This window comes from Sphaerisporangium perillae (genome assembly GCF_023276435.1).
Lineage (GTDB): Bacteria > Actinomycetota > Actinomycetes > Streptosporangiales > Streptosporangiaceae > Sphaerisporangium > Sphaerisporangium perillae.
This window is the reverse complement of the sequence record NZ_JALLPO010000069.1, coordinates 15,424-32,603: the sequence shown is the minus strand read 5'-3', so window position 1 is coordinate 32,603 and position 17,180 is coordinate 15,424. Positions and strand designations below refer to the sequence as shown.

The 17,180-nt window shown below is 70.6% G+C and carries 16 protein-coding genes and 2 pseudogenes; 10 read left to right on the top strand and 8 right to left on the bottom strand.

Annotated features, from left to right (window positions below):
- Positions 1-447 precede the first annotated feature (447 nt).
- Complete coding sequence (locus tag MYF83_RS39905; RefSeq protein ID WP_248966016.1) at positions 448-2,001, top strand: serine/threonine protein kinase; 1,554 nt, start codon at positions 448-450, stop codon at positions 1,999-2,001.
- A gap of 18 nt (positions 2,002-2,019) precedes the next feature.
- Here the strand turns inward: MYF83_RS39905 and MYF83_RS39900 are convergent, their stop codons facing one another.
- On the bottom strand, positions 2,020-2,787 hold the full coding sequence (locus MYF83_RS39900) for a hypothetical protein (RefSeq protein ID WP_248966013.1): 768 nt from the start codon (positions 2,785-2,787) through the stop codon (positions 2,020-2,022).
- A gap of 518 nt (positions 2,788-3,305) precedes the next feature.
- Between MYF83_RS39900 and MYF83_RS39895 the strand changes: the two genes are divergently transcribed.
- The 3 genes and pseudogenes from MYF83_RS39895 to MYF83_RS39885 all read left to right on the top strand — a co-directional run bounded on the left by MYF83_RS39895 (position 3,306) and on the right by MYF83_RS39885 (position 5,493).
- Positions 3,306-4,142 carry an ABC transporter ATP-binding protein gene (locus tag MYF83_RS39895; RefSeq protein ID WP_248966012.1) on the top strand — a complete coding sequence of 279 codons (837 nt, stop codon included), beginning with the start codon at positions 3,306-3,308 and terminating at the stop codon, positions 4,140-4,142.
- A 247-nt stretch (positions 4,143-4,389) separates the two neighbouring features.
- Positions 4,390-4,835: pseudogene (locus MYF83_RS39890) on the top strand (RNA-guided endonuclease InsQ/TnpB family protein); the annotation flags it as partial.
- On the top strand, positions 4,813-5,493 hold the full coding sequence (locus MYF83_RS39885; RefSeq protein ID WP_248966011.1) for an endonuclease V: 681 nt from the start codon (positions 4,813-4,815) through the stop codon (positions 5,491-5,493). The pseudogene MYF83_RS39890 and the gene MYF83_RS39885, both read left to right, overlap by 23 nt.
- 104 nt (positions 5,494-5,597) lie before the next feature.
- On the opposite strand, the gene MYF83_RS39880 is transcribed toward MYF83_RS39885, so the two are convergent.
- Positions 5,598-6,455, bottom strand: a complete 858-nt coding sequence (locus MYF83_RS39880; protein WP_248966010.1) for an SDR family oxidoreductase — start codon at positions 6,453-6,455, stop codon at positions 5,598-5,600.
- A 184-nt stretch (positions 6,456-6,639) separates the two neighbouring features.
- On the opposite strand from MYF83_RS39880, the gene MYF83_RS39875 reads away from it, so the two are divergent.
- Entirely contained in the window at positions 6,640-7,533 is an 894-nt protein-coding gene (locus tag MYF83_RS39875) for a helix-turn-helix transcriptional regulator (RefSeq protein ID WP_248966009.1), read from the top strand.
- A gap of 230 nt (positions 7,534-7,763) precedes the next feature.
- On the opposite strand, the gene MYF83_RS43475 is transcribed toward MYF83_RS39875, so the two are convergent.
- The gene (locus MYF83_RS43475; protein WP_279340712.1) at positions 7,764-7,886 is read right to left on the bottom strand and encodes a hypothetical protein; all 123 of its coding nucleotides are present in this window, start codon (positions 7,884-7,886) and stop codon (positions 7,764-7,766) included.
- A gap of 104 nt (positions 7,887-7,990) precedes the next feature.
- On the opposite strand from MYF83_RS43475, the gene MYF83_RS39870 reads away from it, so the two are divergent.
- Positions 7,991-8,212 (top strand): DUF397 domain-containing protein, encoded by a 222-nt coding sequence (locus MYF83_RS39870; protein ID WP_248966008.1) that lies wholly within the window; start codon positions 7,991-7,993, stop codon positions 8,210-8,212.
- Between the two features lie 121 nt (positions 8,213-8,333).
- Here the strand turns inward: MYF83_RS39870 and MYF83_RS39865 are convergent, their stop codons facing one another.
- On the bottom strand, positions 8,334-9,281 hold the full coding sequence (locus tag MYF83_RS39865; RefSeq protein ID WP_248966007.1) for a LysR family transcriptional regulator: 948 nt from the start codon (positions 9,279-9,281) through the stop codon (positions 8,334-8,336).
- A gap of 71 nt (positions 9,282-9,352) precedes the next feature.
- Between MYF83_RS39865 and dapA the strand changes: the two genes are divergently transcribed.
- Positions 9,353-10,240: a 4-hydroxy-tetrahydrodipicolinate synthase gene (gene dapA, locus MYF83_RS39860; RefSeq protein WP_248966006.1), complete on the top strand. Its 888-nt coding sequence runs from the start codon at positions 9,353-9,355 to the stop codon at positions 10,238-10,240.
- A 45-nt stretch (positions 10,241-10,285) separates the two neighbouring features.
- Here dapA and MYF83_RS39855 read toward each other — a convergent pair whose 3' ends face one another.
- Positions 10,286-10,708 (bottom strand): MerR family transcriptional regulator, encoded by a 423-nt coding sequence (locus MYF83_RS39855; RefSeq protein ID WP_248966005.1) that lies wholly within the window; start codon positions 10,706-10,708, stop codon positions 10,286-10,288.
- 271 nt (positions 10,709-10,979) lie between these two features.
- A complete protein-coding gene (aceA, locus tag MYF83_RS39850) occupies positions 10,980-12,272 on the bottom strand; it encodes an isocitrate lyase (protein WP_248966004.1) in 1,293 nt (430 codons plus the stop codon).
- A gap of 377 nt (positions 12,273-12,649) precedes the next feature.
- On the opposite strand from aceA, the gene MYF83_RS39845 reads away from it, so the two are divergent.
- Together MYF83_RS39845 and MYF83_RS39840 are read left to right on the top strand one after the other, a co-directional pair.
- Positions 12,650-14,119, top strand: a complete 1,470-nt coding sequence (locus MYF83_RS39845) for a helix-turn-helix domain-containing protein (RefSeq protein WP_372500392.1) — start codon at positions 12,650-12,652, stop codon at positions 14,117-14,119.
- A 186-nt stretch (positions 14,120-14,305) separates the two neighbouring features.
- A complete protein-coding gene (locus MYF83_RS39840; protein ID WP_248966003.1) occupies positions 14,306-15,292 on the top strand; it encodes a glucosyl-3-phosphoglycerate synthase in 987 nt (328 codons plus the stop codon).
- A gap of 430 nt (positions 15,293-15,722) precedes the next feature.
- Here the strand turns inward: MYF83_RS39840 and MYF83_RS39835 are convergent, their stop codons facing one another.
- On the bottom strand, positions 15,723-16,100 hold the full coding sequence (locus MYF83_RS39835; protein WP_248966002.1) for a hypothetical protein: 378 nt from the start codon (positions 16,098-16,100) through the stop codon (positions 15,723-15,725).
- A gap of 83 nt (positions 16,101-16,183) precedes the next feature.
- On the opposite strand from MYF83_RS39835, the pseudogene MYF83_RS39830 reads away from it, so the two are divergent.
- Positions 16,184-16,380 (top strand): annotated as a pseudogene (locus MYF83_RS39830) (response regulator transcription factor); the annotation flags it as partial.
- Between the two features lie 259 nt (positions 16,381-16,639).
- Here MYF83_RS39830 and MYF83_RS39825 read toward each other — a convergent pair.
- Positions 16,640-17,146, bottom strand: coding sequence for a hypothetical protein (locus MYF83_RS39825; RefSeq protein ID WP_248966001.1), 507 nt, complete (start codon positions 17,144-17,146; stop codon positions 16,640-16,642).
- Between the last annotated feature and the right edge of the window lie 34 nt (positions 17,147-17,180).

The following is a 17,180-nucleotide window of genomic DNA, read 5'->3' as shown; positions in this document are numbered from 1 at the left end:
CGGCGCCCCCCCCGGCGGCGGCGGCGGACCCGGCCTCGCGTCCCGCCTCGGCCGCGGCCACCCGGACGGCGCCCGACGCGGCGCCGCGACCGGCCATGCCCGGCGACGCGAAGTCCGACTCGGCCGCCGCCTGACGTCCGCCGGGGGGCGTTACGAGGAGTCCCTGGCGGCTCCTGGGCTGGGTGCGGGAGGCCGTGCGGCGGCCGCGTCCGGCCGAGGGCGCGGTGGTCACAACGGTCCCGGCGGTCACATTGGGCACTGTGCTTTCTTACCGCCAGGTATCAGTCGCCTTACCTGTCATACCGCTTTCAACTGGTTCACGCCAGATGTCCTTCAGGGGAGACACAGTGGCCTGTGCCGTACCTCTCGAAGGGAGGTCATCTCCGGATGGCACGTGGCGGAGCAGGCGTCCCGAGCGGGATGCCTCCAGGCGTTCGGCCGTTGACGGTGGGAGACCCGGTCATCATCGGTCGCTACCTTCTGCTCGGCCGTCTCGGCGCCGGGGGGATGGGCGTGGTATACCTCGCGGAGCGCCCCGAGGGAGGTCTCGTCGCGCTCAAGACCCCGCACGCCGTCCATCTCGGCGACCCGACGCTGCGTGCGAGGTTCACCGAGGAGGTCGAGTTCTCCCGCCGCGTGGTGCCGTTCTGCACCGCCGCGGTCGTGGAGGACGGCACGGACCGTGACCGTCCCTACCTGGTCACCGAGCACATCCCGGGCCCTTCCCTGTCCCAGGTCGTCGCCGCGCGCGGACCGCTCACCCCCGACCTGGCCTACGGCGTCGCCCTCGGCGCCGCGGCGGCGCTGGTCGCCATCCACGAGGCCGGCTTCGTCCACCGCGACCTCAAGCCGGGCAACGTGCTGCTGTCGCCCAAGGGGCCGAGGATCATCGACTTCGGCATCGCCAGGGACGTCGACGCCGCCGTCGTGCACACGCAGGCCGGCCAGGTCATGGGCAGCCCCGGCTGGGTGGCGCCCGAACGCCTCACCGGCGGCGCCGCAATCCCCGCCTCCGACGTCTTCGCCTGGGGCTGCCTGGTCGCCTACGCCGCGACCGGCCACCATCCGTTCGGCACCGGCGACGCCGACGTGCTCACCCGCCGCATCCTGGTGGAGCAGCCACGCCTGTCCTCGGTGCCCAAGCTGCTGTGGGACCCGGTGTCGGCCGCGCTGGCGAAGGAGCCGGGAGACCGGCCGGACGCCGTGGCGCTGCTCGCCTGGTTGCTGGACGCCGGGGGAGTGGACCGCTCCTGGAACCGGCGCGAGGCCGTCGCCACCGTGCTGGAGGAGATCTGGGTCCCTGTTTCGTATCCGGTGGGCGCGCGGCACCTGAGGCTCGCGGGCGCGGCCGGGGACGGCGGCACCACGACCGGCGCGCGGGCGGCGCGGCGGTCGGCGGCGCGGCGCGGGCACGCCTCGCACGCCGGTTTCGCCGCGCTGGCGACGGTGTCGATCGCCGCGGTGACCGTCGTGGCGGCCGGGACCGGCGGGAGCACGGCCGACCCGAGCGTGGGCCGGCCCGACCGGGTCCCCGTGGCCGTGCCGATCCAGGGTTCCCGCGTTCCGGTCGAGGTGCTGGACACCTCGGGGCCGGGAGCGGCGGCCACCGTGCCCCCGGCCTCCACCACCGGGCCGGGTCAGCTCCCGGGGTTCACGCCCACCCCGACCGGGGCGATGAGGCGGACCGGCACGCCGACCAGGGAGGACGGGCGGCCGGTCCCCGAGGCCTCCTGGCAGACCCCGATGCCGTCGCCGACCCCCGAGCGCACCACCCCGCGGCCTCCCGCGCAGGACGAACCGCCGACCTGTACGAACAAGCGCGGCAAGGAGAAGCCGTGCAAGCCGACGAAGGATCCCCAGCCGACCGTCAAGCCCACACCGACCAAGGACCCCAAGCCGTCGGTCAGCATCAGCCAGATCCCGGAATGGGGCGACGGCGAGTCCGGAGAACCGACCCCGCCCCAGCCCTCCTCCACGCTCAGCACCACGCCCTCCGCCTGACCGTCCGGATGGGCGCGGTCACCCGGTTCTCCCGATGGCGGCGAGATCGACGACGACCTGCTCGCCGCCGAGTTCGTAGCGGAAGATGCCCGGCAGGCGGTAGTCGAAGGTGGGAACGGCTATCTGCTGGTTGCTCGAAGGGATGCCGAGGTCGACGGCCCGGCCGGTGGAAAGGTCGTAGAGCGTGATGCCCAACCTCTCACCCGCTCGGTTCTGCATGAGCAGGAGGAACCTGTCGAGGGCCGGCTGAGCTGATATGGGGGTGACGCCCCCCGGTAGCCCCCGCTCGCCGGTGCCGTCGCGATGCCGGGCGCTCCGGAACCCGACGCACCACGTGATCCCGCAGTTCAGCCACTTCTCGCCAGGTCTCAGGGTCGCCTGCTGCCGCTCTCCGGTACGCAAGTTGAGCAGGTGCCCCATGTACGGTTCCTTCGGCGGTTTGACGCGCCCGGAGGAAGTGCCGGTTTCCAGCCGCGGGTAGGCGGCCCATGGCCAGGCGATGAGGTGGTGCTTCTCAGATCCGGGGATCAGCGCGGGCCGGCCGCCGGAAAGCGGCACCTGGTAGACGCCGCCGTCCTTCCAGAGCGACCATGTGGCCTTCCCCTCGGCGATCGTCAGGTCGATCCCGCCATAGTGAGGGATCCCGGGGAATGTGGTGATCTTGCGTGGTGTCCCGCCGCCGATCGGGATCGCCCATATGTCGACGATCAGCCCGCCGTCGGTCTTGCGTACCGTCCACCACGCGATGTGGCCGTCACCGGCGGCGAAGTACGAGGCGGTGACCACGGTCCGCGGCGGCGGGGTGATGGTGGCGAGCCGGGTGGCCCGGCCCGACGTGACGTCGTAGGACCAGAGTCAGTCCAGCTTGTCGGCATTGCCGTCCTTCACGGTGCCGGCCAGCACCGTGTGGTCGTCCAGGAACAGCTCCGGGGTGAAGAGCCGGCCGTTGGGCAGCCTGGACGGGAGCTTGTGCACCGCCTGTGGCCACACCCGTTCGATCGACGGTGGCGCCGCGTCGATCGGAAGAGGGGACCAGCACGGCCCGCTGCCGCCGGGGAAGCCTCGCCAGCTCCTCCCATAGGTCCGCGTCGCTCTCCGCCCGTGCGAACGGATCGTCGGCGCACGCGCGCTCGGGTGCAGAGGCACGAAGTGTTGCACCACCATACGAACGCGACGAGCCGCACCGGCGCCCCCTCATGAAGGGCCGCGCACGTCCGCGAGATGGCGGGGAGCGGCGCATCGCCGTACCGGGACGGTCGGCGACCTTGGCCCTGCCTCTATGCTGCTGCGGGAAAGGGGGGCCCATGAGTTCGGAGATCGGCGCCGGTGGATCGGCCGCGCTGGAGCTTGCCGGGGTGACCGTGAAGGTCGTCGGCCGCACGCTCGTGGCCGGTGTCGACTGGCGGGTCGGGTACGGCGAGCACTGGGTGGTGCTGGGGCCGAACGGGGCCGGGAAGACCACCTTGCTGTCGATCGTGGCCGCCGTACGCCATCCCAGCTCGGGGTCTGCCACGGTGCTGGGCCACCGGCTCGGCCGGGTGGACCTGCGCGAGCTGCGGCGGCACATCGGCTTGGTGGCGGCGAGCCAGCGGCTCGTCGACGAGCAGCTGATGGAGGAGGAGGGCCTGACCGCCCGCACGGTGGTGCTCACCGGCCACACCGGGACCAGCGCCCCGCTATGGAACCGTTACGGCCCGGCGGAACACGACAGAGCCGAGGCGCTGCTGGGCGATCTCGGCTGCAAGGATCTGGGCGATCGGCCGTTCAGCGTCTGCTCGCAGGGGGAGCGCGGCCGGGTGCGCATCGCGCGGGCCCTCATGTCCGATCCGGCGCTCCTGCTGCTCGACGAGCCGTTCGCGGGACTCGACCTGCCCGCCAGGGAGGACCTCGTCACGGCGATCGAGGATCTGGCGCACAGCCGGCCCGGTCTGACGACGGTGCTGGTCACCCACCACCTGGAGGAGGTGCCCTCGACCGCCACCCACGCGCTGCTGGTCCGCGACGCCCGCGTTCTCGCGGCCGGGCCGGTGGACCAGGTGCTCACCTCCGACACCCTGTCCGAGTGCTTCGGCCGCCCCCTCACCCTCGAACGCGCCCACGGCCGCTACCACGCCCACGCCACCCGCCCTTCCCCCGCCTGACCGCCACCCGCCCTTCCACCGCGTCATCTCGGCGAGCGCCGCTCCCTCGTCGGAGATGCCGCAGAGTGCGAACGTGCACACGACCATGTCGAACCGTCCGTCCGGAATCGCAGTGCCCGCATGCGAATGCGGGATCATCGAATCTCCTTAGGCGTGGAGACCTCCGCCTTCAGGCGGGGGAGGAAACGCGGCACGGTGTGGAACGGTGTCGTCGCACGGTGTGGAACGGTGTCGGATGGTGTGGAGTCGAATCGCCGTGCGGAACATGGTGCAGAACCGTTCGCTGGCCCGCGCCATCTCCGACGCGAGCTGGCGGGAACTCCGCGCGATGCTGGAGTACAAGACGGCGTGGTATGGGCGGGAGCTGGTGGTGGTCGACCGGTGGTTTTCCTCTTCCAAGCTGTGTTCGGTGTGCGGGGCGATCGCCGGGTCGATGCCGCTTGATGTCCGTAGTTGGGAGTGTGGCTGCGGCGCGGTGCATGATCGGGATGTCAACGCGGCGAAGAATATCCTCGCTGCCGGGCTGGCAGAGAGGTGAAACGCCTGTGGAGCTGGTGTAAGACCTCAAAGGAGAGAGTCCTCTCTGGCGGGCGACCGGCGGCGAAGCAGGAAACCCGACCCGCGAGGGTTGGAATCCCCCTGGTTCACGAGGGGGAGGAGGTCAAGGAGTATGCGGATCTCCATGCCCCATGAGTGGCCGGCGGGCGTCGAGGAGGCCGAGGCGATCCAGGATGCGCTGCGCGCGAGGCTCGACCTCGCCGGGCCCGGTCCTCGCCACCCGGACACGGTGGCGGGGGTGGACGTCGCCTACGCGGGCGACCGGCTCGCGGCCGCGGTCGTCGTCCTCGACGGCGCGAGCCTCGAGGTGATCGAGCAGGTGGCGGTGCCCGGGCGGGTCGCCTTCGATTACGTGCCGGGCCTGCTGGCCTTCCGCGAGCTGCCCACGCTGATCGAGGCGCTGGAACGGCTGTCCACGACCCCGGGCCTGATCGTCTGCGACGGGTACGGCGTGGCGCACCCTCGCCGGTTCGGCCTGGCCTGCCATCTCGGCGTGCTGACCGGGCTGCCGACCATCGGGGTGGGCAAGACCGCCTTCGTCGGCACCTACGACGAGCCGGGGACCGAGCGCGGACGGTGGGCCGAGCTGCGCCTGGACGGCGAGGTGGTCGGCCGGGTGCTGCGCACGCGGGACGGGCTGCGGCCGGTGTTCGTCTCCTGTGGGCACCGGGTCGACCTCGACACGGCATGCGCGGTCACCCTCGACCTCACGCCGCGCTACCGCCTCCCCGAGACGACCCGCGCCGCCGACCACCTCTCCCGCCTGACCCTGCGCACGGCCACCAACCCGTGACCATGACTCACGTACGGGAGCCGTTCCTCGTCCTTTGCTCAAGATGGGGCCCGGCTGGACATCGCCACGCCATGGTTCTGCGCGATGACCGGTAGATGCCGGGGTCAGGATGCGTCGTCGTGGGCGAGGGAGGAGGACAGCTCGCGGTGGGCGGCGGCCTGGGCGAGCAGGTCGTCGGCCTTCTGCTCGACGACCTCGACGGCGTCGGCGCCGGCGGCCCAGCGCAGTGGCGGCTCGTCCTGGCTCGCGAGCTGGACCAGTGCCGTGGCGAGTTTGGCGGGATCCCCGCCCTGCCGGCCGTTCATGCCGTTCCAGGCGGTGACGGTCTGCTTGGTGCGCTCGACGTAGTCGTCGATCGATGGTTCGGCGTAGCTCGTCGATTCAGGTGTGAGGAGTTCGGTGCGGAAGAAGCCGGGCTCGACGAGCATCGTGCGGATGCCGAACGGCGCGACCTCGGGGGTCAGCGACTCGATCCAGCCCTCGACGCCGAACTTCGACGCGGCGTAGGCCGAGACGAACTCCTGCCCGGTGATACCGGCCGTCGAGGAGATCGTCACGACGAGGCCCGAGCGCTGGGCGCGCATGACGGGCAGCACGGCGCGGGTGACGTTGACCGGGCCGAACAGGTTGGTCTCGATCTGTGCCCGGAAATCCTCGCGGCTGATCTCCTCGAAGAACCCGGCGTAGAAGTTGCCCGCGTTGTTGACCAGAACGTCGATCCCGCCGAACTGGTCGACGGCGGCCTCGACGGCGGACTGGGCGCCGGCGGGGTCGGTGACGTCGAGTGTGACGACCAGGAGGTCGTCGTGCGCTCCGACCGCGGAGCCGACCCGCTCGGGGTTGCGGCCGGTGGCGACGACCGCGTGCCCGGCCGCCAGGGCCGCCTGTGCGATGTCCACGCCCATGCCCCGGCCGGCACCGGTGATCAGCCAGACCTTCTTCTCGACTGTCTTCTCGGCCATGGTCCTCACGTCCTCCATCACGGAATCCAAGCCCCGCTCGGTGGCCGGTCGCGGAAGTGCTCCACACATCGGCCGGCGGTGGCCAAGACCATGCAACCCGGCGTCGGCAGCGCGGAGAAGTCACTGCTGGAAGGTGTACTGGCAGCCCACCCCTCGCCTTCGGATCCTCACCTAGCCTGAAAGAGTGGACAACCGCGACGAGGTCAAAGCGTTCCTGAGCTCCCGCCGGGCCAAGATCACGCCCGGGCAGGCCGGGCTGTCGGCTTACGGCCGCAACCGGCGGGTGCCCGGGCTGCGCCGCAGCGAGGTCGCCGACCTGGCCGGGGTCAGCGTGGAGTACTACGCCCAGCTGGAGCGGGGCAACCTGTCAGGCGTCTCCGACGGCGTGCTGGACACCCTCGCCCGCGCCCTGCAGTTGGACGAGGCCGAGCGGGCGCACCTGTTCGACCTCGCCCGCGCCGCCGGTCCCGCAGCTCGCACCCGCCGTCGGCGGGCCGCCGAGGAGGTCCGCCCCGGCGTGGCGCGCATCCTGGAGGGGATGACCGGGATGCCGGCCTTCGTCCACAACGGGCGCCTGGACGTCCTAGCCGCCAACCTCCTCGCCAAAGCGCTGTTCGCGCCCGTCTTCGCCGATCCCGCCCGCCCGGCCCACCAGCCGGTCAACCACGCCCGCTTCAACTTCCTCAACCCCCGCGCCCACGACTTCTGGATCGACTGGGAACGCGCCGCCGACGACAGCGTGGCCATGCTGCGCACCGAAGCCGGCCGCGACCCCTATGACAAGGCACTCACCGGCCTCGTGGGGGAACTGTCCACCCGCAGCGAAGCCTTCCGGATCCGCTGGGCCGCTCACGACGTCCGCCTGCACCGCACCGGGCTCAAGCACTTCCACCACCCCGTCGTCGGCGACCTGCACCTGTCCTACGAAGTCATGGAGCTACCCGCCGATCCCGGCCTGTCCCTGATCGCCTTCACCGCCGAAGCCGGCACACCCGACGACGACACCCTGAAATTCCTCGCCAGCTGGGCCGCCACCCACGACCCGGCCGACACCCTGGCCACACCGAACCAACTGTGAACCGGAAGAACTCCTGACGCGGCTCCCCGACTAGTGGCATGTCTTTCTGCCGCATTCCGGCTGCCCCCGGCACAGCCTGACACCCGCCGACTCATTCCGGTCCGTCCGATGCGCATCATGGTGAGGCTGAGCCGGTTCGAACCAGACCAGCGTGCCGGCTCGTTGTCGTTCGAACCCCACCGGTACGCGAGGGGGTCGACGAGCGCGAGACCTCGGCCGTCGGTCTCGTCCTACGTCGGCCGCCTCAGGGTGGGGATCTTTGAGGAGCCGTCGTCCTCGACCGCGACCATCACCCGGGCGTCGGAGAATGCCACCGAGACGAGGAAGTCCCGCTCGGCGGCGTGGCGCACCACGTTCGCGGCAAGTTCGCTGGTCGTGCTTCGTTGGACCCCACGCGATCCATTGAGCTGATCAGAGCAGCCGTGGATGAAATCAAGTAGTCCGGCGGAAGGTGACGATGGCAACCTCCGAGCAGCGGCCCCCTACCGCATGGCACATCAGCAGCTTCAGCCCGGACGCCGGTTCGAACTGTGTTGAGGCCGGGCCGCTTCTTGATGGGAGTGGGCGGGTCGCGGTGCGGCATAGCCGTCATCCTGACGGACCGATGATCGTCTACACCCGGGCCGAGTGGGACGCCTTCCTGGCGGGCGTCCGCGCCGACGAGTTCGACCTCCGGTAAGGGCGGCCTGCTTGTCATGCGGCCGCGCGCGACCACGCCCGGTCTTCCTCAGGGCCGTGGTCGTCAGCCGGGACGCTTCACCTGTTCAGCCGGGACGCTTCACCTGTTCAGCCGGGGTGCTTCACCCGGCGGGTGGACGTTTGGCGGGGTGGGAGTTCTGCCGGGTGTGGGCTGAAGTCTGGATGGCGCTGATGCATGCGGATATGGCCGGATGCCGACGGGTGCCCTTGCGGTAGGCGATCCGGGTACGGCGCCGTGACGGCAGCGGGGTGAGCGTGACGTTGGCGGGCGGGTCGATCGCGCCCAGTTCGGGTACGAGGGCGACGCCCTGGCCCGCGGCGACCAGCGCCAGCACGGTGGTGAAGTCGTCGGCGTGGTGGCGGACGCGTGGGGTGAATCCAGCGGCCTGGCACGCCCGTATCGCCATGGTGTGGCACAGGGTCTCCGGTGTGCCGACGATCCACGGCGCTTCACGGTGGATGCGGAGCGCTTCCCCGGCCGCGCGGGGAATCGGGTCCGCGTCGGCGCCCGGGTGCGCCCCGGCAGAGGCGAGGTAGATCGTCTCCTCGATCAGCGGCTCGGTGTCCAGGCCCGGGTCGGGTTCCGTCGGCACGTAGTCGTAATCGTGAACGAGCGCGATGTCGAGCCTTCCGTCGCGCAGCGCTTCGGGTACGGCCGCCGGGTCGAGTTCGGTCACCCTCAGTTCGAGCCCGGGATGGTCGTGGCCGAGCGCGACCAGCGCGGGAGGAAGGATGGTGCGCACCGCGGTGGGGAACGCACCGATGCGCAGGGGCCCGACCAGCCCGGCGCGGGTGGCGGCGAGCGCCGCGGAGGCCTGTTCGAGGAGTGCCAGCACGCCCTCGGTGTGCTGGGCCAGCGTGGCTCCCGCCGGGGTGAGGGCGACCCGCCGTCCGGCGCGCTCCAGTAGCGGCACGCCGGCCTCCCGCTCCAGCGCGGCCAGTTGCTGGGAGACCGCGGACGGGGTGTAGGCGAGTGCGTCGGCGACCGCCGCGATCGTCCCGCGGCGGGCCAGTTCACGCAGCAGGCGCAGTTTGCGGACGTCGAGCATAAGTTCAGCTTACGTATCAGCCTAGAAATGTGAACTGGACCTGCATAGCTTCGTCATAGGAGGCTCGCCTCATGAGTCACGCGTTCGCAGGTCTGTACGTCCCGCTCGTCACCCCGTTCACCGACGACGGGAAGTTGGCGCCGGAGGCACTGGAAGGGCTGGCCCATAGTGTGATCGATGGCGGCGCGGCGGGTGTGGTGGCCCTCGGGACGACGGGTGAGCCTGCCACGCTCAGCGCCGACGAGCGACGCATCGTGCTGGACGTGTGCGCGCGGGTCTGCCGGGAACGATCCGCCACGCTGATCGCCGGGGCCGGTTCCAACGACACCGGCGGCTCGCTGCGGGCACTGAGCGAGTTGGCGGCATGGCCCGAGGTGTCGGCCGCGCTCACCGTGGTGCCGTACTTCACCCGCCCCTCACAGGACGGGGTGCTCGCCCACTTCACCCGGCTCGCGGCCGAGAGCCGGGTGCCGTTGATCATCTATAACGTCCCGTATCGCACCGGCCAGGTGGTGGGCTGGGAGACACTCCGCAGGCTGGCGGGACTCCCCGGGATCGCCGGGGTCAAGCACGCCGTGGGCGGCATCGACGAGGACACCGTCACGCTGATGGCCGATCTCCCGGACCGCTTCGCCGTGCTGGGCGGCGACGACCTCTTCGCCTCCTCGCTCCTCGCGCTCGGCGCCCCGGGCGCCATCCTCGCGTCGGCCCACCTGTGCACCGAGCAGTACGCCGCGCTGGTGCACGCCTGGCGTACCGGAGAGGCGGACCGCGCCCGCGCGCTCGGCAACCGCTTGACCCGGCTGTCGGCGGCTCTGTTCGCCGAGCCCAACCCCACTGTGGTCAAGGCCGTTCTGCACGCCCAGGGCCGGATCCCGAGCCCTGCGGTCCGGCTTCCCCTGCTCGCCGCCGGCCCGGAATCCATCCGCGCCGCCCTTCGCAGGATCGCCTTGGCCTGATCTGCGATCATGGGGGCGTGCGGGGGATGACGTCCTGGAGATCGGTCAAAGGGGCCTGCGGGTTCCGACGCCGATGCGGCCGGCCACCATCGCCTGGAAGTGGCCGCACGCCGTGAAGTCCTCGTGGTCGCAGTCCAGTGCGTGGTCGATCATGTCGAGTGACGTTCGCGCCTGGGCGATCCGCCGGATCAGGCCGGTCCGGCGCCGCTCCAGGATGTCGCGTCGTTCCAGCGGGTCGCGGGTGTTCAGCATGTCCTGGATGTCCTTCAGGCTGAATCCCGCCTCCTTGGCCCGGAGGATCACCGCGATCCGGTAGAGATCATCGGAGCTGTAGCGGCGGCGGCCTCCGGCGCCCCGGAGAGGCGACAGCAGGCCTGCCGACTCCCAATGCCGCAGCACGTGAGGCGCCAGACCGAACCGCCCCGCGATCGTGCCGATGGTCATCGACGGGTCCGTGCTCGACTTCATGCCGACATTAAGTCGTATACCGCGGCGCGTGTCGAATGAGACGGGCGGGCATCCCGGTCTCGCCGGGACGTGAGACGCGGGCTCGTCCGGAGGGGGCCGCTGCCCAAAGCGGATCTTTACCGGACGAACCCGCGGGTTCGGGGGTGGTGAGCGGCGCGGACGGGTCCCTGTCCGCGCCGCCGCCGTGATGTCGTTCTGTTGTGTTCGGTGCGGGCGTGCCGCGCCGCCAGCGCGATCAGGCGAGCGCCGCCGGCGCGGCCCGCGAGCGGTGTCAGTGCGAGTGGGCGAACTGCTCGGCCTCGGTGGAGCCCTTGAGCGCGACCGTCGAGGAGTCGGGAGCGACGGCGGTGCTGATCAGGTCGAAGTAGCCGGTGCCGACCTCGCGCTGGTGGCGGGTGGCCGTGTAGCCCTGGGACTCGGAGGCGAACTCCGCCTCCTGCAGCTCGACGTAGGCCGTCATGCCCTCCTCGGCGTAGCCGCGCGCCAGGTGGAACATCGAGTAGTTCAGCGAGTGGAAGCCCGCCAGGGTGATGAACTGGAAGCGGTACCCCATGTGGCCGAGCTCGCGCTGGAACTTGGCGATGGTGGAGTCGTCCAGGTGCTGCTTCCAGTTGAAGGAGGGCGAGCAGTTGTAGGCGAGCATCTGGTCGGGGTACTCGGCCTTGACCGCCTCGGCGAAGCGCCGCGCCACGTCCAGGTCGGGCGTGGAGGTCTCCATCCACAGCAGGTCGGAGTACGGCGCGTAGGCCAGGCCGCGGGCGATGCAGGCGTCGACGCCGTTGCGCACGCGGTAGAAGCCCTCGGCCGTGCGGTCGCCGGTGGTGAACGCCTGGTCGCGCTCGTCGACGTCGCTGGTCAGCAGCGTCGCGGCCTGGGCGTCGGTCCGCGCGATGATCAGGGACGGCACGTCGCAGACGTCCGCGGCGAGGCGGGCCGCGTTGAGGGTCTTGATGTGCTGGCCGGTCGGGATCAGCACCTTGCCGCCGAGGTGGCCGCACTTCTTCTCGGAGGCGAGCTGGTCCTCCCAGTGCACCCCCGCCGCACCCGCGGCGATCATGCCCTTCATGAGCTCGAAGGCGTTGAGGACGCCGCCGAAGCCGGCCTCGGCGTCGGCCACGATGGGCGCCATCCAGTGGGGAGCCTTGGTGTCGCCTTCCGACCAGGAGATCTGGTCGGCGCGCATCAGCGCGTTGTTGATGCGGCGCACCACGGCCGGCACCGAGTTGGCCGGGTAGAGGCTCTGGTCGGGATAGGTCTGACCGCCGAGGTTGGCATCGGCCGCGACCTGCCAGCCCGACAGGTAGATGGCCTTCAAGCCCGCCCTGACCTGCTGCACGGCCTGGTTGCCGGTCAGGGCGCCCAGCGCGTGCACGTACTCCTCGGTCTCGAGCAGGGACCACAGCCGCTCCGCGCCGAGACGGGCGAGAGTGTGCTCCTCCTGAACGGAGCCGCGCAGGCGAACGACGTCTTCGGCCGTGTAGGTCCGCTCGACGTTCTTCCAGCGCGGGTTGCTCTCCCAGTCTCGCCGCAGCTCATCTGCAGCTCCCTTGAGGCGATCATCCATTTTGACTCCTTCAACGTCCTCTGGGGGCTTGTTTCGAGTCTGCGACGGTTTGTGTGGCAGCAGCAAGGCTGATCGGGAGAAATATGGCCGATCTTTCGGATCTAGCGAATACTGGCCAGTATTCTCAGAGCAAGAAACGCAAAGTTTTCGTTATGGACTAGACCAATCCAGGTGATCCACATCACTCGAGCGGACGGACGAAATCAGGATTTATGCTGACAAATCAGGATGTTTCACCCTCGGGCGGGCCGCCGGGTGTGTCCCAAGGAACGCGTGACCCACCTCCGGACGGCCTCCCGGGCGCCGGAGACGGCCGGACGGCGGAGCCTCGCGCGACAGACTGGAAAAATCGTGGAAATTGCACCTAGGATCGTGCTATGGCGTCTTTGGTGGGAGAAGAACCGCTGTCTTTGACGCAGGAGCTCGACCTCCTCGCGTTCGGCCAGCGGCTGAGGTATCTGCGCAAGCAGCGCGGGCTGACCCTCTCAGAGCTCGGTGAGCGCGTCGGCCGCGCCCCGAGCCAGCTGTCCCTGCTGGAGAACGGCAAGCGCGAGCCCAAGCTGTCGCTGCTCAAGTCGCTCGCCGCCGCGCTCACCGTCCCGGTCGAGGAGCTGCTGCGCCGGCAGGCCCCGAGCCGCCGCGCCCAGCTCGAGATCGGGCTGGAGGAGGCGCAGCGCGACCCCATCTACGCCTCGCTCGGCCTGCCCCGGCTCAAGGTGTCGGCCCGGGTCCCGAACGACGTGCTCGAGCACATCCTCGGGCTGTACGAGGAGCTGCGCTCGCGCCAGGCCAAGGGCACGGCGACCCCGGAGGAGGCCAGGGCGGCCAACGCCGAGCTGCGGCGCAAGCAGCGCGAGCAGGGCAACTACTTCGCCGAGATCGAGGCCGCCGCCGCCGAGGCGCTGGCCGCCGTCGGGTACCGCACGGGCGCGCTGTCGCAGGGCACCGTGCAGGCGCTGGTCACCCACTTCGGCTACAACGTGCAGACCGCGCAGGACCTGCCCCGCTCGGTGCGGTCGATCACCGACATGCGCAACCGGCGCATCTACGTCAAGCACGAGCAGCTCGGCATGCACACCCCGCGCACGATCCTGCTGCAGACCCTCGGCCACCTCGCGCTCGGCCACCACAAGCCCCGCGACTTCGCCGACTTCCTGCGCCAGCGCACCGAGGCCAACTACTTCGCCGCCGCCGTGCTGGTGCCGGAGACGGCGGCCGTGCCGTACCTCAAGGAGGCCAAGCAGGACCGCGTGCTGTCGGTGGAGGACCTGCGCGACGTGTTCGCGGTGTCCTACGAGATGGCCGCGCACCGCTTCACCAACCTGGCGACCCACCACCTGGACCTGGCGTGCCACTTCGTCCGCAACGACGCCGGCGGCATCATCTACAAGGCGTACGAGAACGACGGCATCGTGTTCCCCGCCGACGAGCAGGGAGCCATCGAAGGGCAGCGCATGTGCCTAAGGTGGTCCGGGCGCCAGGTGTTCCTGTCGCCGGACCGCTTCTCGGTGTACCACCAGTACTCCGACTCGCCCACCGGCACCTATTTCTGCAGCGCCCACGTGGACCCCTCCCGTGAGCGCGACTTCGCGATCACGCTCGGCGTGCCGTACCGCGAGTCGCGCTGGTTCCGGGGCAGGGAGACCACCAACAGGACCAAGTCGAACTGCCCGTCGGGGGACTGCTGCCGCCGCCCGCCGGCCGAGCTGACCCAGCGGTGGGAGGGCTACGCCTGGCCCTCGGCGCGGGCGAACTCCCACGTGCTCGCGGCCCTGCCTCCCGGTTCGTTCCCGGGCGTCGACGAGGCCGACGTGTACTCCTTCCTGGAGCGCCACGCGGGAGCCTGACCTGCGCCAGGGGCCTGCCGGTGCGGGTCGGCGCAGTCCATGACGATCTTCCACTCGAGTGGCATGCGTCCTCCGTGTCAGCGGGGATGTAACCATTAATATCGGTTACCAGTCGACCGCCACAAGGGCCGATCGCTGCGCATAAAGTGATACGGCAGGTGATGGGAGGCGACAGGGGGATCGTGCGTGCTGCCTGAGGTTGAGAAGTGGCTGCGCACCCGCACGACCGCGTCGGCCGACTGGCCGGTCGAGGCGCTGCTCGCGGCGAAGGGCAGTACGAAGATCAGCGTCGTGCTCCCGGCCAGGAACGAGGCCGAGACGGTCGGCGAGCTGGTCTCGGCGATCCGGCGCGACCTTGTCGAAGCGGTCCCGCTCGTCGACGAGCTCATCGTCATCGACTCGCGCTCCACCGACGACACCGCCGCGCGGGCCGTGCAGGCGGGGGCGAAGGTCTTCGCCCAGGACGAGATCCTGCCCGGCCTGCCGCCCATGGACGGCAAGGGCGACGTGCTGTGGAAGTCGCTCGCGGTCACCTCCGGCGACCTGATCGCGTTCGTCGACGCCGACCTGCGGGAGTTCCACACCAGCTTCGTCACCGGCCTCCTCGGCCCCCTGCTCGCCGATCCCTCGGTGGTGTACGTCAAGGGCTGCTACGACCGGCCCCTGCAGGAGGTGCAGGGCGGCGGCGGGCGCGTCACCGAGCTGGTCGCCCGGCCGATGCTCAACCTGCACTGGCCGCTGCTCGCGGGGTTCGTCCAGCCGCTCGCGGGGGAGTACGCCGGGCGGCGGGAGGTCCTCGAACGGGTGCCCTTCGCCACCGGGTACGGAGTCGAGCTCGGCCTGCTGATCGACCTGCTCGAACACGCCGGCCTGGACGCGCTCGCCCAGGTCGACCTGGGCAGGCGGGTGCACTCCCACCAGTCCACCGAGGCGCTGGGCGTCATGGCCGGGCAGATCATGCACACCGCCTGGACGCGCCTGGAACGCCAGCGGAAGATCGTCCCCCTGCAGAGCCCGGCCACCGGCCTGACGCAGTTCCGCCGCGGCGAGGCCGGCCACCTTCCCGTGAACAGGGACGTCACCGTCCCCGAGCGGCCCCCGATGATCGGCGTCCCGGAGTACGCCGCCTCGCGCCTTCCCGAGCTGCTGGACTGCGAGTTCTCCCGCCCGTAGGGGCCGGAGGCGCGTGCGGGCCCCGGAGAGTCGAAAGTCCCATTTTGTCGGGACATCGGGGCGGTAAGGGTGGGACGTACAACACTCCAGCGCCACCGTAAAAAACGATGTACTGAAGCCGCGACGGAAACTGAAGAACCTCCGAAAGGAAGCGGCGGCCTGGCCGGCCAGGCCTGGGTCGACTGGCTGTTCATGATCGGCCTGCTCGGCATCGGCGCCGCCCTCATCCTGGGCATCGGAATGCGGATCGCCGCGAGCACCGGCACTCTCCTGCTGGGCTTCATGTGGGCCGCCGAACCGGGCCGCATGTCGGCGACCTGGAGAACGCCGAGGTGCTGGAGGCCTTCGGGGAGTCGCTCGAACGGCTCCCGCGCGACGTGCGGCGTCGACCCGGACTACGTGGCCCACGACCCGCACCCCGGATACGGCGTCAGGAGGCGGAGGTCGGGGGGCCGATCCCGTCCATGACCGTGGAGACCAGGTCGTGGATGAAGTCGTCGGGGATCTGCTCGCGGGTCACTAGAGCACCGGTGAACAGCCGGGGGAGGACCAGCTCGTGGCAGGCGCCGATGATCATCGTGGCGGCGGCGTCGACGGCGGCGCCGGGGGACAGGCGACCGGCCCGCTGCTCGGCGCGAAGATAGTCGGCCAGGTCGTCGCGCAACCCCCGCCCGCCTGCCATCGGGTTGGACAGCTCCTGGAACCGCGTGAGCACCCGGGGCTGGTGGATCAGGCTGGCGAAGGCGGGGAGGATCGCGATGTGCAGGGCAAGGCCGTGGGCGATGTAGGCGCGCAGGTTGGCGGCCACCGTGCCCTCCCCGGCCTTCCTGGGCGGCTCGCCGAGAGCGCGTTCGACGGTGCGGACGTGCGCGTGCAGGCCGAGCGCGCACCGGCGCCAGCCCGCTGACCTCCCGCGAATGCGACGTGCTGCGCTCCGCCACGACGGGCGCCACCGTCGAGGACATCGCCAGGGCCCTGTTCCTGACCGAAGGGACGTGCGGAACTACCTGTCCTCGGCCATCGGTAAGACCGGCGCCCGCAACCGCGCAGAAGCCGCCCACATCGCCTCCTCAAAGGGCTGGCTATAACGCGCCCCCGCCCTCCGCTCACCATCCTCTCCCCATGAACGTGCTTCCCCCCGTGCACGTCCGTCCCTCCTCTCACCCCCCGTGCACGTCCGTCTTCCGCTCACCTTCGCTGGGTCCGCTTGTTTTCCGTGCGCTGTGGTGCTCGGGGATTCGGCGCCGCGGCGGCGGGGGGCGGTACGGCGATGGCGGCGCCGCCGTACGTCGGCCGACCGGCGAACGTCAGTGGACATCGCACCTGGTAGGTCTGCGGCGCTCTGCTTCACCGTCTTCTCGCCTGGGTGTTCGCGGCGCACGGGCTTGGCGTCCGCCGTCCTTGCGGGCCGGATCTCAGGACAGTGCGATGACCAAGGTCGCGCCGAGGATCGCCAGGGCGACGACCTTGATCGCTTCGAAGGCGATGTAGATGTGGTGCGCCCGCGATCGGGGGGGGGGCGTCCTCGCCCGCCAGCACGCGGTCGGTGCGGCGGTTCAGGCGTGGCCGGACCACGGCGATCTGGACGGCCAGCGCCACCGCCGCGACCAGTGCGGCGGTGGCCGGCGTCACGGAGGGGGCGCTGGCCACCACGGCGACGAGCATCGCGGCGGCCAGCGCCGCCTCGGCGCGGTTGAGGGCGCGGAAGACCAGTCGGCCGATGGCCAGGCCGACGTGCGGGCTCACCCCGGGGGCGCGGAACTTCAGCGGCGCCTCCAAGAAGGAGATGGCCAGCACCATCCCCAGCCACAGGAAGGTCACGGCGGTCGCGATCGCCACGGCGGCGTGGTTCATATGCTGGAATGCACCTTTCGTTCCCGTGCGGCCC